Raw genomic sequence first — 15,242 nt, forward strand, 5'->3', positions numbered from 1 at the left:
GCACATGAGCGACCGGTTGGGTGGTGCACTGGCACGCAAGCCGCTGCACTTCATCTTCGTGCTGGACGTCTCCGGCTCCATGAACCGGGGCGGACGGATCCAGGCCCTCAACAACGCGATCACCGAGGTCCTCCCCCAGCTGCGCGACGAGGCCCGCGCCAACCCGCACGCCGAGCTGCTGATCCGGGTGCTGGCGTTCGCCAACGAGCCGCGCTGGGTGATCGAGGAGCCGACGCCCGTCGAGAACGTCCACTGGGAGCGCCTCGAGGCGGTGCCGCGCGGGTTCACCGAGCTCGGCAGCGCACTGACCGCGCTGGCCGCGAAGCTCGACGAGCTCGACGAGTCCGCGAGCGCCTACCCGCCGGCGATCATCCTGGTCTCCGACGGGCGGCCCACCCAGAGCAGCGGCACGACCTTCGCCGAGGGCCTGCAGGCGCTGCTCAACAACCGGTGGGGCGCGACGGCGATCCGGCTCGCGCTCGGTGTCGGCCGCGACGCCGACATGCACTCGCTGCGGCGCTTCATCGGCGACGAGGACATCCCGCTGCTGCGGGCCGACAACCCCGAGCAGCTGGTGGAGTACATCGTCTGGGCCTCCAAGGCCGCCAGCAAGGTGGCGTCCCGGCCCGTCGTCGGCGGCGGCGGGCTGACCGCTCTGCCGCCGAACCCGATCGGCGACCCGGTCTGGAGCACGCTGGGATGACCGCCGGTGCGCCTGGGGGTTGGACCACGTTGTCCGGCTCCCGGATCGGCTCGGTGCACGTGCGCGACGGACTCCCCATCCAGGACGCCGTCCTCACCTGGAGCGAGGGCGACGCGGCCGTCGTGGCGGTGGCCGACGGCCACGGCCACCGGCTGCACTTCCGCAGCGACACCGGGGCGGCGCTCGCCGCGGTCAGCGCCGTCGAGGAGCTGCGGCGCGTCGTCCCCCGGCTGACCGACCCGGCCACCGCGGACGAGATCGTCACCGCGGCCGCGGCTTCGATCGTGGAGACCTGGCGGACCAAGGTCGCCCACCACCGCGAGGCCAACCCGTTCAGCGAGGCCGAGCTCACCACGGGGGGCGCGGCCGACGACCCGCTGCGGCCTTACGGGACCACGCTGCTGGCCGCCGCCGTGGCCGGCGACCTGATGGTCTTCCTCCAGATCGGGGACGGCGACACGGTCATGGTCGACGCGCGCGGAGAGGCGAGCCGGCCGCTGCCCGACGACCCGGACCTCGACGGGGTCCGCACCAGCTCGCTGGTCCAGCCGGACCCGCTGCGCTCGCTCCGCGTGAGCGTCGTCGACGCGCGGGTCGAGGAGATCGTGCTCGCGTTCCTGTGCTCCGACGGCTTCGGCGGCTCACGGGTCGACGCGGACGGCTGGTGGCGTCAGACCGGTCAGCAGCTGGTCGACTTCGGGCGCAGCCGCGGCCTGGACTGGGTGCGCGACCAGCTCCCCGAGTGGCTCGAGGAGCCTGCCCAGGTGGGCGGCGACGACACGACGATGGCGATCCTGGTCAGGACTCACCTGAGCTGAAGTACTGGCCGCTGATGGCGTTGGGGTCGCCCTCGCCGTTGTCGTAGGCCTGGAAGTAGCACAGGCACGAGGCGTAGTCGGCGTAGAGGACACCGTTGCCGCTCTCGTCGATGTAGCCGTAGATCTTGCCCTGCTCGGTCTGGGAGGAGTCGTTGGTGTTCCACCAGTAGCGGTCGACGATGTTGCCGTCCTGCTTCGCCAGCTTCTTCGCCAGCGCCCGGTAGGTCTTGAAGTCGTGGTCGCTGCTGAACTGCGCCACCCACACGTGGTTGCCGTTGTGGGCGCACTCCGCCTCCTCGAGCTCCCCGCCGTAGAGGGTGGGGATCCGCTCGCAGCGGCGGATGCTGAACCGGGTCGCGAACGCCTGCAGCTGGGGTGCGTAGAGCTCGGTGGGCTCGTCGACGGTCGGGTTCGTCGCCTTCCAGGTGTTCACCAGCTGGTCGGAGGTCACCCCGTCGCCGGCGGTGAGCAGCGCGGTCTGCAGGCCCGACTTGCTGTCCCAGTAGAGCTCGGCCACCTTGCGGCTCGGGTCCTCGGCGTTGCTCGGGTCGTAGAGGTAGAAGTAGCCGGAGTCGACGGGGTCGGAGAGCTGGCCCTCGTCCTTGTAGTCCACGACCCGGGTGCGGCTCTGGTCGATCCCCTGCTCGCTCTGGTAGGTCGTCAGCTGGAGCTTGCCGTTCTCGGTGTCGCAGTCGATCTTCTCGGTCTCCCCGGCGGCGAGCGTGTCGGCGGCGGTGCACGAGGTGATGGCGGCGCCCGTGGCGATGTCGGTGCTCACGCTCTGGTAGCGCTCGTTGATCGCGTCGGGCGAGACGTCGACGCCCTCGCTGCTGCTGTCTCCCGCGCTCGGGTCGTCGCTGCCGCCGGAGCCGCCGCCCTGGTTGACCGCGATCACGACGACGACGACGCCGACCACGACGATGAGGGCGACCAGCCCGACCAGGATCCCCACGAGGGGGCTCCGCTTGCGCCCAGGCGGGACCGGTGCCGACGAGCCGAAGCCGCCGGGAGGACCGTACGACGGAACGCCGCCCGAGCCGGCGCCGACCGGCGACGGGGCGGGCGCCCCCGAGGCCCCCTGACCACCGGAGCTCGGCCACACCGGGGCGGTCTGCTGCGGACCGGAGTCCGCGGGACGCTGGCCGACGGGCGGGACCGCCGGCCCGGCCTGGGGCGGGAGCGCCGTGGGCGCGCCACCGGGCTGCGGCGGCTGCGGGGCGGACATGTGCTGGGTGCGGTAGCGACGGACCTGCTCGTCGGACACCTTGCCGATGGCGTAGCCGAGCACGGCGAGGGCCCACTGGGCGCCGCCCACGTCGGCGCTGCCGCGGTCGCGGGCGAGCCGGGCGCCCGCCTCGGCGACGGCACGGTCCGGCGTGGCGCCGGAGTCGAGCATGGTGTTCATGGACTGGAAGGCGCCGAGCCGGACCGCGTCCACGAGCAGGTTGATGTCACCGGTCGACGCGCTGTCCTCGTCGAGGTAGTCGTCGAGCGCCCCGCGGAGGCTGTCGGCGTCGTTGAAAAGCTCCCGCCCCTGGCTCATGCCCAGGGCGTAGAGGCTCTCGTGCAGTTCCATCGCGTTCTCCATCTCGACCCGGTGCCTCCGCACCGGAACACAGGAATCGTAGAGGTCGGCCGGGGTCCCCGCTCACACCGCCGCGAGCGTGGCGGCCACCCCCGACGCGCGCTCGGCGACCTCGGCCGCGGTGCGCGGCCGCTTGGCCACGTCGGCGTCGAGGCAGTCGGCGATCAGGTCCCGGGCGGCGGGCGGGAGGTCCGCCGCCAGGGCCGGCTGCGAGGCGAGGATCGACCGCACCAGCAGCAGCGGCTCGGTGCTCTGCAGCTCGCCGTACACCCCGCGGCCGGTGAGCGCGAAGTGCAGGCAGGCGCCGAGCGACCAGATGTCGCTGGCCCGGGACGCCTGGGCGCCCAGCATGATCGAGGGGTCGGTGTACTCCAGGCCGATCTTGCCGAGGCCGGTCATCACCATGCCCGGGCTGAGCAGCTGGGAGAGGCCGAGGTCGGCGAGCCGCCCGCCGTCCTCGGCGATGAGGATGTTCGCGGGCTTGATGTCACGGTGCGCGATGCCGCGCTCGTGCAGGGCGTGAGCCGCCAGGGCCGCGTCCCGGACGGCGTCGACCGACTGCCGCGGGTCGAGGGGCACGTTGGGCTTCTCGAGGGAGCCCATGGGCAGGTACTCCATCGCGTAGTAGAAGGCGCCGCCGTGCCGACCGGCGTCGTACACGGCGACCAGCCGGTCGCTGTCCGCGACGCTGAAGTGCTTCAGCTCGCGGGTGGCCCTCCGGAAGGCGTCGTCGGACGTGGGCCCGGCGATGACCTTCACGACGACCTGGTCGGCGGCGATCCCGAGCCGTGCCGGCGTGTTCGCGAGGTAGTTGGTGCCGTAGTTCGACTCGCCCAGCGGGCGGATGAACTCGTAGTCCGCGATCCCCTGCACTCTTCCTCCAGGCTGTCTCCGTCACCCTCGGTCACCTCCGCCGGTGACCGAGTCAGCATGTCACGTGCCACCGCTCCGCCCCATCGAAACGCGGCACCAGGCCCCACCTCGCCGTCCCAAAGGATGAATTCCGGGACCAGGCAGGTCGTGCTCCGATTCCCGCCCGCAGAAGGGGGGAAGCGGTGTTAGCGTTCCCGACGCACTCACACCGAGGAGGCAAGCGCCCGATGATCGAGCCTTCCGCAGCGTCCGTGGTGCCGACCACGGACCCCGGCACCTACCTGCCCGCGCAGGCCATCACCGGTGACCTCACCGACCAGATGCTCGCGACCGACTTCTGGACCGACGAGATGGTCGCCGCCGCGGGCATCCCGATCGTGGACATCCCGTTCGTCACGATCGGCGGCGGCATCGGCAGCTTCGTGACGGTCGACTACCTGCGGATCGCCGGGGTGCCGACCAGCCAGATCAGGGTGCTGTCGGCGCTCGACCAGCCGTGGCAGACCTACGAGTACCTGACCCGGGTGTCCCAGGTGCCCCGACCGGAGCGGCTGCGCTCGGACTCCGCGTCGCGGCCCGACAACATCTGGGGGTTCCCGTCCTACGGCTTCGCCGAGGGCACCCGGCGGTTCAAGCTGAACGTTCTCTGGCAGCTGTTCGCCGAGCCGATCTTCCACGACTACTACACGCCGAAGGCGGGCGAGGTCTTCACCCAGCTCGAGCGCGAGGCGAACCGGATCGGCTACCACGAGATGCTCGTCAAGGGCCTGGTCCGCATCGTCCGCCGCCGCTACGGCGGGGGCTACTTCACGATCCTGACCCCGCCCGAGGGCGCGTCGGCGACGAAGCGGGTGGCGTTCCGGTCGCAGTTCGTCCACCTCGCGGTCGGCTACCCCGGGCTCAAGTTCCTGCCCGAGCTCCAGAAGTACCGCACCGAGCACAACGACTACCGCCACATCGTCAACGCCTACGAGGCGCACGAGCACGTCTACGAGCGGCTCATGCAGCACCCCAGCACCGTGCTGGTCCGTGGTGGCGGCATCGTCGCGGCCCGGGTGCTGCAGCGGCTGATGGACGACCGGCTGCTGCACGGCGCCCAGACCAACATCGTGCACCTCTTCCGCACCTACTACCACGGCCCCAACGACGGCTACGGCAACGAGGAGGACCCGCGGCCGGGCGGGGGCAAGCCACGCATGTTCATGCGCCGCCGCGGCGACAACGGCTGGGCCTACCAGGGGTTCAACTACCCGAAGTCCGTGTGGGGCGGCCAGCTCAAGGCGCAGGTGCGCAAGCTGGAGGGCGAGCAGCGGGCCGAGCTCTACAAGCGGATGGGCGGCACCAACACGCCGTACCGGAAGCTGTGGCAGAAGCAGATGAAGCAGGGCCGGCGCGAGGGCTGGTACAACGTGGTGGTCGGCACCGTGGACGACATGCAGCCCAACGGGGAGCGGATCGTCAACCAGGTCCGCACCCAGCACGGCACCGTCCCGGTCGAGGTCGACTTCGTGATCGACTGCACGGGACTCGAGGCCGACATCGCCGAGCACCGCCTGCTCAAGGACCTGCTCGAGCACGGCGGCGCGGGCCGCAACCCGGTCGGCCGGCTCGACGTCGAGCGGACCTTCGAGCTCAAGGGCACCCGGTCCGGCAACGGCATCATGTACGCCTCGGGGTCCTCCACCCTCGGCGGCTACTTCCCCGGCGTGGACACCTTCCTCGGCCTGCAGGTCGCTGCGCAGGAGATCTACCAGGACCTGGCCCGCAACGGGTTCGGCAAGCGGATCGGGCCGGTGCGCTCGACCGTGCAGTGGTGGAAGTGGCTCCTGGGGAGCGCGCCGTGAGCCGCCCGGACGTCGTCGCGAGAACAGGAGCCTGCTGATGCTGCCGACCCTGAACGGCCGGATCCAGACCCGGATCTTCATGCTCGTCGTCTTCGGGAGCGCGATCACCTTCGTCCTCACCCCGCTGCTCCCGGGGCCGTTCGGCTTCGACGGCGAGAGCTACAAGGTCACCTACCTGATCCTCGCGACCGTGCTCGTGCTCGGCGTGCTCTGGGAGCTCGTCTACCACCTCATCCAGCAGTTCCGCTGGGAGAAGGACTGGCCGACGATGTTCGGCCTCATCACCGCGATCAACGAGGGCGCCCTCGTGTGGCTGTTCCTCGACGAGGGCTGGATCCCCGGCATCGACGGCGAGAACTTCCCCGCGTCGGTGTTCTGGGCGTTCTTCATCGACTTCTCGGTGATCTGGCTGATCATCTGGTTGTGGACCAACGGCCCGATGCGCGTCCCGTTCATCCGGTGGCGCTTCTTCGGTGGAAGGATCGTGTGACGTGAAGCATTCGGCTGCGGAGTGGGCCGGGGCGACCGTCGTCCCCGGCGGAGGCGACGGCACGCTGGCCCGGCTGGGACCGGTCCTCCTGCTGGTCGCCTCGACCGACCCGGACGTGGTGCGGCCCTACGTCGACCACGCCGCAATGGTCGCCGCGAACGGCGGCCAGGGCCGCCAGCTGGTTCGCGGCTATGCGCTGATGCTCTCGACCGCCGTGGAGGAGTCCCCCGGCTTCGCGGCGCTCGCGCCGCACACGACCGGCCTCGCCGTGTTCGTGGACGGTGACGTGACCGTGACGATCGACGGGGAGCGGATCAGCGGCGCCGACTCCCTGGCCTGGGTCGAGCGGCTGATCCCGTGGCCGATCGACTCGGTGACGGTGACCCTTCCCGGCGCGACGGCGCCGGCCGACGGGTCGCCGTACCGCCTCGACGGCGGCGTCGTGGCGGCCTCGGCCGTCGCCGTTCCCGCCGGTGACGTCGCGGCTGCCCCGGCCGCCGAGGCCCCCGCGGTCGTGGAGTCGGTCACCGGCCCCGACGTCGACCAGATGGCCGACACCGGCAGCCACCCGCCGGTGCCCGCCGGACCGCTCGCCGACTCGATCAGCTCACGCCTGTCCGAGGTCGAGGAGTCGGCCGCCGTCGTCGTTCCGCCCGTCCAGGCCCCTGCGCCCGAGCCGGACGCTGCCGCGCCACCGGCGTTCGTCCCCGACTGGCAGGCGGCCGAGCCGCCCGCAGCGCCTCCTGCCGCACCCACCCCGCCGGCACCCGCGCCGCCGCAGCAGGCCGCGGCGGCGCCCGCCGGCCGTCCGCTTCCCCCCGTCCCGGCCGACGAGCAGGTCCAGTTCCAGTCGGTGCTGCTCGGCGACGTCGACGACGACGACTTCGAGCCGCTCCCGATCGTCGACGACGCCAGTCAGGTCGTCGACCACAGCCACCCGCAGGAGCAGGTCCGCGGGGTCTACTGCAAGAACCGCCACTTCAACGACCCGCGGCAGCTCTTCTGCGCGGTCTGCGGGATCAACATGGTCCAGCAGACTCCCGTCCTGGTGAACGGGCCGCGGCCGCCGCTCGGTGTCGTCGTCCTCGACGACGGGTCGGTCTTCCAGCTGGACCGGCCCTACCTCCTGGGCCGCGACCCCGAGTCCGACGAGCGGGTCCGCTCCGGGGACTTCCGCGGCTTGCCGATCATCGACCGGTCCAACGAGGTCTCCCGGGTGCACGCCCGCCTCGAGCTGCGCGGCTGGGACGTCGTCCTCGTCGACAACAACTCGACGAACGGGACCTACGTGCACGTCCCGAAGACCCCGGACTGGGTGCGGATGCCGCCGGGTGCCGAGCAGATCCTGGTCCAGGGGACCCGGGTCCGGATCGGCCACCGCACCCTGGCCTTCAACACCCACGCCGGCAGCAGCTCCTAACGCCGAGTCGGCTCAAGCTTGAGCCGACTCGGCGTGGGTGCCGAGCTCGAGTCGGCTCAAGCTTGAGCCGACTCGGCGTGGGTGCCGAGCTCGATGACGTCGAAGTCGACGGGCGCGGCGTCGGCCTCCGCCCGGGCGGTGAGCACGCCGTCGGTCCCGAACGGCGCGACCACGAGGGCCAGCGCCTCGTCCGCGCTGTCGAGCAGGCGCACGCCGCGGCGCTCGAGCGACGACCGGATGCCCGCGACCCGGCGGCTGTCGCCGGCCAGCACGAGAGCAGCGCCGGTCCGGGCCGCGATCCGCGCCCCGAGCACCACCGCCGCCTCGCTGTCGGCACCGGAGTCGAAGCGCACGACGACCGGGACGGCCCCCTCGTGCGGCGCCGCCCCGACCGGCACCACGGCGACCGGGCACTCGGCCGCGGCCAGCACCGCGGTGCGGGTCGGGTCGTCGGCCCAGAGGACCAGGCCCTGCGGAGCGATGGCCGCCACGAGCTCGACCAGGTCCTGCTGGACGTCGGCACTGGGGTGCGCGATGACACGCACGGGGATGCCGAGCTCGCGACCGCGTCGGACGAGCCCCTCCTGCTGCTCCATCGCGGCCGCCATGTCGGCGAGCTCGCCCGAGAGCCCGCTGCCGACCTCGAGCAGCCGGCCCTGGGGCTGCAGGTCGGCGACCACGATCTCGGCCGGCCGGGCGCCCGCGAGCATGGCCACGGCGCAGTCGACCGCCGCCCTGTCGTCGCCCGTAGGCCCGCTCACGACGAGGACGCGATCGACCATGTCCTCCCCGAGGGCTGCCCGCTCGGCCTCGGCGATGTCGCGCGCGACCCGGCGCTGCGGGTAGGCCCGGGCCAGCAGCGGCCCGGTCATGACGGTGGTCACCAGCGCCATCACGACCATCATCGTGAACAGGTCCACGCTCAGCAGGCCGAGCGAGAGACCCACGTTGAGGATGACCAGCTCGGTCAGCCCGCGGGTGTTCATGAGGATGCCGAGCGCGTTGGACTGCCAGTGCGGGACCCCGGCCCAGCGGGCGCCGACGTAGGCGCCGACGTACTTGCCGACGATCGCGACCATCAGGATCGCGACCAGCTGGACCAGGTTGTGGGCGTCGAGGCCGCGCAGGTCCACCTTGAGGCCGGAGATGAGGAAGAAGACCGGCAGGAGCAGCAGCACCGAGATCTGCTCGAGCCGGACCAGGATCTCGTGCCGCAGGGCGGCCGCCTGCTCGTGCGGGATGATCGCGCCGAAGAGGAACGCACCGAAGATGTAGTGGATGTGCAGGTACTCGGTGGCCGCCGAGGACAGCAGCAGCCCGACCAGCACGATCGACAGGATGGTCGGCGTCAGCTCACCGGCCTTGGCGTACATGCGGGTGAGCACCGTGAGCGCCGGGCGCACGACGAAGATGGCGAGCAGGGCGAACGGGATGGCGAGGTAGACCAGCCAGCCGTGGTCGCTCTGGGTGTCCCCGCCGGCGATCGCGACGACGACGGCCAGGATCGTCCACGCCAGTACGTCGTCGGTGGCCGCGCAGGCCAGGGAGATGCCGCCGGTCTCGGTGCGGTGCATCCGCCGGTCGGTGAGGATCCGTGCGAGCACCGGGAAGGCCGTGATCGACATCGAGGCACCCATGAACAGCGCGAAGGGCAGGAAGTCGACGCCGTCGGGACGCAGGTCGTCGAGGAAGTTGGCCAGCCCGACGCCCAGGCTGAACGGCAGCAGGATCGACAGGACCGACACCGACGCCGCGACGCGCTCCCGGCCGCGGATCAACGCGACGTCGAGCTCGAGCCCGACCACGAACATGAACAGCACCAGGCCGACGTTCGAGAGCAGCGAGAGGAAGGGCACCGTGTCGGCCGGGAACAGGTGCTGGCTGGCGGTCGGCCCGATCAGGCTCGGCCCGAGCGCGACGCCGGCGAAGATCTCGCCGACCACCGGCGGGATCCCGACCTTGGCGACCAGGGCGCCCGCGACGCGAGCCACGACGATGATCAACGCCAGCTGAGCGAGGATCACGGCGATGTCGAACATGGCGGGGCTCCTTGGCGTACACGGTTGACCGGCGTCCCGACCCTAATGCTCGGGACGGGCCCCGCGGGCCGGAAATCAGGCAGTCTCCCAGCGGAACAGGCGCGCCGCGAGCACGGTAACCGCCACCGCGAAGCCGGCGAGGATGCCCATCGGCGCCAGCGCCGCGCCGGGGCCCTGGCCGCGCACCATCACGTCGAGCATCCCCTGGTTGAGGTGCTTGAGCGGGAGCAGGTCGGAGACCACCCGGATCCATCGCGGTGCGCCGTCGAGCGGGAAGAACGATCCGCTGAGGAACGCCATCGGCAGCACGAAGAAGTTGGCCATGTTCACCGCGCCCTCGGTGGACTTCGCCAGGGCACCCGCCAGCAGCCCGATCGCCATGAAGCACAGCGTCCCCACGATGACCAGCGGCACCGCCACCCACGCTGCGCCGGTGAGCTCGAGCCCGAAGGCGGCGGCTCCCAGACCGAGGAAGATGGCGGTCTGGCCGAGCGCGATCGCGACGGTGACCCCGACCCGGGCGCCGACGATGGTGCCCGTCGACACCGGCGCCAGCTGCAGCCGGCGGAGCAGCTTGGACTGGCGCCAGCCCTGGAGCGTCGCCGCGGCGCCGAACGCAGCGCTCATCGCGATCGCCCAGCCCAGGAGGCCCGGGGTCACGAACTGGATGGTGGTCAGCGACTCGTCCTCGACCCGGTCGGACTCGAACCCGAACTTCGGGGGCTGCCCGGTCGCCGCGATGTTCGCGCCGTCGACGAAGGCGCGCAGCGTGTTCTGGGTGATCGCCGCCTTGACCTGCTCGGTCTGCGTGTAGTGGGCGACCAGGGTGTCGCCGCGCTGCTCCACCACGACGTCCGCGTCGCCCTTGCGAACCGTCTCCAGCGCGGCGTCCAGGTCGTCGCTGTGCGTGACGTCGAAGGTGTCGTCGAAGGCCCCGCGCGCGCCGTCGGGCAGGTCGTCGATCAGGGACACCTCGCCGACCTCGATCAGGTCGACCTTCGAGGCGTCCTGGTTGGAGAGCAGCACCCCGAACAGCACCAGGAACATGAGCGGGAAGATCACCGCGAAGAAGACCGCGGCGCGGTCGCGGAGGAAGCCGCGCAGGATCGCGGCCGACAGCGCCCAGAAGGCGGAGCGGCTGCTCATGCGCGGTACTCCCGGCCGGTCAGGCTGAGGAAGACGTCCTCGAGGTTGCGCGCCCCCGCCGAGCCGGCGACCAGCTCGGCCGGCCTGCCGACCTCGAGGACCCGGCCGTGGTCCATCACCGCGACCCGGTCGCAGAGCGCCTCGGCCTCGTCCATGGAGTGCGTCGTCAGCACGACGGTGCGGCCCGCGTCGTTGATGCTCGACAACAGGTCCCAGAGGTTGCGCCGCGCCTGCGGATCGAGGGCGGACGTGGGCTCGTCGAGGAAGACCAGGTCGGGGTCGTGCACCAGCGCGCACGCGATGGACAGTCGCTGCGCCTGCCCACCGGACAGGTCCTCGACCCTGGTGCCGGCCTTCTCCGTCAGGCCGACCCGCTCCAGCCAGCCGTCCGCGGCGGCGGCCGCGACGCCGTACAGCGCCGCGAAGGTGCGGATCTGCTCGCGCGCGGTGAGTCGCTCGAAGAACGCCGACGACTGCAGCTGTACGCCGATCCGCGGCTGGAGGCGCGGATTGCGCGGCCACGCGTGCTCGCCGAGCACCTCGACCCTGCCGCCGTCCGGTTTGCGAAGTCCTTCGATCATCTCCAGGAGCGTGGTCTTTCCGGCGCCGTTGGGACCGAGCACGCCGAAGAACTCGCCGTCGTCGACGACCAGGTCGACCTCGGCGACGGCGACGAGGTCGCCGTAGGCCTTCGTGAGAGCGCTGACCGAGATCGCGGGCACGAACGTGGACCCTAGGTTCCTCAGGCCAGCGAGTCGAGCCACGCCGTGTGCAGGTCGGAGAACCGGCCGCTGCCGCCGGCGACCAGGTCGGCGGGGGCGCCGTCCTCGACCACCTTCCCGTGCTCCATCACGATGACGCGATCGGCGATCTCCACGGTCGACAGCCGGTGGGCGATGATGACCGCCGTCCGGCCGGCGAGGACGGTGCGCAGTGCCTGCTGGACGAGTCGCTCCGAGGGCACGTCGAGCGACGACGTCGCCTCGTCGAGGATCAGCACGGCCGGGTCGGCGAGGAACGCCCGGGCGAACGCGACCAGCTGCCGCTGCCCGGCGCTGAGCCGGCCGCCCTGGTTGGCGACCCTCGTCTCGTAGCCCTCGGGCAGCGCGGCGATGAACTCGTGGGCGCCGAGCGCCCGCGTCGCCGCCTCGACCTCGTCCATCGTCGCCGCCGGCCGTCCGAACCGGATGTTGTCGGCGATCGTGCCGGAGAACAGGTAGTTCTCCTGGGTCACCATCACCACGGACCGACGCAGGTCCTCGGAGGTCAGGTCGCGCAGGTCGACGCCGTCGAGCAGGACCCGGCCGGCGGTGGGGTCGTAGAACCGGGTCGCGAGCTTGGCGACGGTGGTCTTGCCCGCACCGGTCGCCCCCACGACCGCGAGGGTCTGGCCGGAGGGGACGGTCAGGTCGAGACCGTCGATGACCGGTCGGCCCTCGACGTACGCGAAGTCGACGAGGTCGAACCGCACCTCGCCGCGGGCGCCGGTCAGCGCGACGGGCTCCCGGGGCTCCGGGACGCCTGGCTCCTCGCGCAGCACGCCCGCCAGCTTGTCCAGCGCGGCGGAGGCGGACTGGAAGGTGTTGTAGAACTGCGAGATCTCCATCATCGGCTCGAAGAACTGGCGCAGGTAGAGCAGGAACGCCGCGAGCACGCCGACCGTGACCTGGCCGTGGTAGGCGAGGTAGCCGCCGTAGAGCAGGACCACCGCGATGGTGATGTTGCCGATCAGCCGGATGCCGGGCATGAACCACGCGACCAACCGGAAGGCGACCAGGTTGGCGGCGCGGTACTGGTCGTTGACGTCGTCGAAGATCTCCTGGTTGCGCGGCTCGCGGCGGAACGCCTGCACGGCGCGGATGCCGCCCATCGACTCGACGAAGTGGACGATGACGAGCGCGACCTTCTCGCGCGTGACCTGGTAGCTCTTCGCGGACGACTTCCGGAACCAGTTGGTCAGCCAGTAGAGGAACGGTCCGCAGCACAGGGCGACCAGGCCGAGCTTGAGGTCGAGGTAGAGCAGCAGTCCGGCGGTGCCGACGAGCGTGAGCGCGGCGGTGACCAGGCCGTCGAAGCCGGTCTCGAGCATCTCGTAGATGGCGTCGATGTCGGAGGTCTGCCGCGAGATGACCCGGCCGGAGGTGTACTCGTCGTGGAAGGCGGGGCTGAGCGCCTGGAAGTGCCCGAACACGCGGCGACGGACCTCGAGCAGCACGTCCTGGCCGATCCGGCCCGAGCGAACCAGGAACAGGTTGCGCGACAGCGCCTGGGTCAGCGTCGCGACGAGCACGATCGCGACCACCACGAACAGCGGCTGGAGGTCCCCGTCGCGCCTGATCGGCGGGATGCCGGTGTCGATGCCCTCCTTGACGAGGTAGGGGATCGACAGCCGCGCGGCGTTCTCGACGACGACGATCCCGACCAGGATCCAGATCGCCTTGCGGTACGGCGTCAGCAGCTCGCGCAGCAGGGCACCGGAGCCGCCGACGAACCGGCGCTCGACCCGCTCGAGCGCCTCCTCCTCGTCGACCTTGTGGATCCCCCGCCAGCCGGCGGTGTCGGTGCTCGTCACGCGGACACCTCCTCGTCCTCGCGGTCGACGTCGGCGGCGAGGAGGTCGCGGTAGGCCGGCACCGTGGCCAGCAGCTCGCTGTGGTCGCCGACGTGCGTGATCGCACCGTCCTGGAGCAGCGCGACCCGGTCCGCGAGCAGCACGGTGGACGCGCGATGGGCCACGATCAGACCGGTGGTGTCGGCGAGCACCCGGCGCAGGGCGTCCTCGACCAGCTTCTCGGTGTGCACGTCGAGCGCGGACAGGGTGTCGTCGAGCACCAGGACCGCCGGCCGGGCCAGGACCGCCCGCGCGAGGGCGAGCCGCTGCCGCTGCCCGCCGGAGAGCGCCATGCCCTGCTCGCCGATCCGGGTGTCCAGGCCCCACGGGAGGTCGCGCGCGAACCCGGCCTGCGCGACGTCGAGGGCCTCCTCGACCTCCGCGTCGGTCGCGTCCGCGCGGCCGAGGGTGAGGTTCTCGCGGGCGCTCATCGAGAACAGGGTCGGGTCCTCGAACGCCGTGGCGACCAGCTGCCTCAGGTGGACGAGATCGAGGTCGCGGACGTCGACGCCGTCGATCGTGACGCGCCCGCCGGTGACGTCGTAGAGCCGCGGCACGAGCGCGGTCAGGCTGGTCTTGCCGGACCCGGTCGCGCCGACGACGGCGACGGTCTCCCCCGGGCGGATCTCGAGGTCGAGGCCACGGAGCACCGGCTCGTCGGGGGCGTCGGGGAACGCGAAGTCGACCCGCTCGAAGCGGACGTGACCGCGCGGTCGCTCGATCACCCGGGTGCCGCCCACGACGTCGCTCGCGGTGTCGAAGATCTCCAGGATCCGCGCGGCGGACGTCATCGCCTCCTGCGCCATCGCCAGGATCACGCCCAAGGAGGCGACCGGCCAGACGAGGGACAGCATCAGGGTGATGAAGGCGACCAGCTCGCCCGGGGTCAGGTAGCCCTTGCCGACCCCGATCGCCCCCAGCAGCAGGACGAGGACGACCGCGATGTTGGGGATCACCTCGAGGAAGGTCCAGAACCGCGCCGAGAGCCGCACCTTGTCCATGCTCGTGTCGTGCAGCTGCCGGGCGGCCGCTTCGTACTGTTCGGAGATGTAGCGGCTGCGGCCGAAGGACTTGATCACCCGGATGCCGACGGCACCCTCCTCGGCGCGGGTCGCGAGGTCGCCCTGCTGGTCCTGGACCTTGCGCGAGACGACGACGTACTCCTTCTCGAAGCGCATCGAGAGCCAGATGACCGGCGCCGCGCTGAAGGCGACGACGAGGCCCAGCGGCCAGTACATCGTGAGCAGCACGACGGTGACCGCGGCGACCTGGGTGATGTTGATGAGCAGGAACAGCATCCCGAAGCCGAAGAACCGCCGCAGCGCGGAGAGGTCGGTCGTCGCGCGGGAGAGCAGCTGGCCCGACTGCCACCGGCTGTGGAAGCTCATCGGCAGCGCCTGCAGGTGCGCGTAGAGGTCGTGGCGCATCGTGGTCTCGATCCGGAGCACGGCGTTGGACTGGATCCAGCGGCGCATCCAGACGAGGACGGCCTCCAGCACACCCAGGGCCAGGGCGAGCAGGCCGAGGGGCAGCACGGGGTCGAGGTCGTGGTGGGTGATCGGGCCGTCGATCAGCGCCTTGGTGACCAGCGGGATGGCGATCGCCAGCACGATGCCGGCGAGCGCCGAGACGAGCATGATCGCCAGTGCGCGGAGGTGCGGGCGCAGGTAGCCGCGCAGTCGCCAGAGCGAGTGCACGCCTGCGGGTGGTGGC

At 71.4% G+C, this 15,242-nt stretch carries 12 protein-coding genes; 5 read left to right on the forward strand and 7 right to left on the reverse strand.

What is annotated here, in order from left to right; translation table 11 throughout:
- The first annotated feature begins 4 nt into the window (after positions 1-4).
- Together ABD709_RS20265 and ABD709_RS20270 are read left to right on the forward strand one after the other, a co-directional pair.
- The gene (locus tag ABD709_RS20265; RefSeq protein ID WP_344778876.1) at positions 5-703 is read left to right on the forward strand and encodes a vWA domain-containing protein; all 699 of its coding nucleotides are present in this window, start codon (positions 5-7) and stop codon (positions 701-703) included.
- A complete protein-coding gene (locus tag ABD709_RS20270) occupies positions 700-1,521 on the forward strand; it encodes a protein phosphatase 2C domain-containing protein (RefSeq protein ID WP_344778877.1) in 822 nt (273 codons plus the stop codon). Before ABD709_RS20265 ends, ABD709_RS20270 begins: the two co-directional genes overlap by 4 nt.
- Here the strand turns inward: ABD709_RS20270 and ABD709_RS20275 are convergent.
- Together ABD709_RS20275 and ABD709_RS20280 are read right to left on the reverse strand one after the other, a co-directional pair.
- Positions 1,502-3,097 carry a hypothetical protein gene (locus ABD709_RS20275; RefSeq protein ID WP_344778878.1) on the reverse strand — a complete coding sequence of 532 codons (1,596 nt, stop codon included), beginning with the start codon at positions 3,095-3,097 and terminating at the stop codon, positions 1,502-1,504. The two genes, ABD709_RS20270 and ABD709_RS20275, sit on opposite strands and share 20 nt — an antisense overlap.
- A gap of 72 nt (positions 3,098-3,169) precedes the next feature.
- Entirely contained in the window at positions 3,170-3,979 is an 810-nt protein-coding gene (locus tag ABD709_RS20280; protein ID WP_344778879.1) for a protein kinase domain-containing protein, read from the reverse strand.
- A 227-nt stretch (positions 3,980-4,206) separates the two neighbouring features.
- Between ABD709_RS20280 and ABD709_RS20285 the strand changes: the two genes are divergently transcribed.
- The 3 genes from ABD709_RS20285 to ABD709_RS20295 are packed head-to-tail and all read left to right on the forward strand — an operon-like array spanning position 4,207 to position 7,733.
- Positions 4,207-5,823: an FAD/NAD(P)-binding protein gene (locus ABD709_RS20285; RefSeq protein WP_344778880.1), complete on the forward strand. Its 1,617-nt coding sequence runs from the start codon at positions 4,207-4,209 to the stop codon at positions 5,821-5,823.
- Positions 5,824-5,860: 37 nt separating this feature from the next.
- Positions 5,861-6,313 (forward strand): hypothetical protein, encoded by a 453-nt coding sequence (locus tag ABD709_RS20290; RefSeq protein WP_344778881.1) that lies wholly within the window; start codon positions 5,861-5,863, stop codon positions 6,311-6,313.
- A gap of 1 nt (position 6,314) precedes the next feature.
- Positions 6,315-7,733: an FHA domain-containing protein gene (locus ABD709_RS20295; protein WP_344778882.1), complete on the forward strand. Its 1,419-nt coding sequence runs from the start codon at positions 6,315-6,317 to the stop codon at positions 7,731-7,733.
- A gap of 56 nt (positions 7,734-7,789) precedes the next feature.
- Here the strand turns inward: ABD709_RS20295 and ABD709_RS20300 are convergent, their stop codons facing one another.
- From ABD709_RS20300 to ABD709_RS20320, 5 genes are all read right to left on the reverse strand, one after another.
- Positions 7,790-9,772, reverse strand: coding sequence for a cation:proton antiporter domain-containing protein (locus tag ABD709_RS20300; protein WP_344778883.1), 1,983 nt, complete (start codon positions 9,770-9,772; stop codon positions 7,790-7,792).
- 75 nt (positions 9,773-9,847) lie between these two features.
- On the reverse strand, positions 9,848-10,918 hold the full coding sequence (locus tag ABD709_RS20305; protein WP_344778884.1) for an ABC transporter permease: 1,071 nt from the start codon (positions 10,916-10,918) through the stop codon (positions 9,848-9,850).
- Positions 10,915-11,640 (reverse strand): ABC transporter ATP-binding protein, encoded by a 726-nt coding sequence (locus tag ABD709_RS20310; RefSeq protein ID WP_344778885.1) that lies wholly within the window; start codon positions 11,638-11,640, stop codon positions 10,915-10,917. Before ABD709_RS20310 ends, ABD709_RS20305 begins: the two co-directional genes overlap by 4 nt.
- A gap of 20 nt (positions 11,641-11,660) precedes the next feature.
- Positions 11,661-13,490: an ABC transporter ATP-binding protein gene (locus ABD709_RS20315; RefSeq protein WP_344778886.1), complete on the reverse strand. Its 1,830-nt coding sequence runs from the start codon at positions 13,488-13,490 to the stop codon at positions 11,661-11,663.
- Positions 13,487-15,226, reverse strand: a complete 1,740-nt coding sequence (locus ABD709_RS20320) for an ABC transporter ATP-binding protein (protein WP_344778887.1) — start codon at positions 15,224-15,226, stop codon at positions 13,487-13,489. Before ABD709_RS20320 ends, ABD709_RS20315 begins: the two co-directional genes overlap by 4 nt.
- Positions 15,227-15,242 lie beyond the last annotated feature (16 nt).

The organism is Nocardioides panacisoli, from assembly GCF_039537325.1.
Lineage (GTDB): Bacteria > Actinomycetota > Actinomycetes > Propionibacteriales > Nocardioidaceae > Nocardioides > Nocardioides panacisoli.

Coding starts and splice junctions, on each gene's coding strand:
- ABD709_RS20265 (WP_344778876.1), top strand. CDS start 5: ATGAGCGACCGGTTGGGTGGTGCACTGGCACGCAAGCCGCTGCACTTC.
- ABD709_RS20270 (WP_344778877.1), top strand. CDS start 700: ATGACCGCCGGTGCGCCTGGGGGTTGGACCACGTTGTCCGGCTCCCGG.
- ABD709_RS20275 (WP_344778878.1), bottom strand. CDS start 3,097: ATGGAACTGCACGAGAGCCTCTACGCCCTGGGCATGAGCCAGGGGCGG.
- ABD709_RS20285 (WP_344778880.1), top strand. CDS start 4,207: ATGATCGAGCCTTCCGCAGCGTCCGTGGTGCCGACCACGGACCCCGGC.
- ABD709_RS20290 (WP_344778881.1), top strand. CDS start 5,861: ATGCTGCCGACCCTGAACGGCCGGATCCAGACCCGGATCTTCATGCTC.
- ABD709_RS20300 (WP_344778883.1), bottom strand. CDS start 9,772: ATGTTCGACATCGCCGTGATCCTCGCTCAGCTGGCGTTGATCATCGTC.
- ABD709_RS20305 (WP_344778884.1), bottom strand. CDS start 10,918: ATGAGCAGCCGCTCCGCCTTCTGGGCGCTGTCGGCCGCGATCCTGCGC.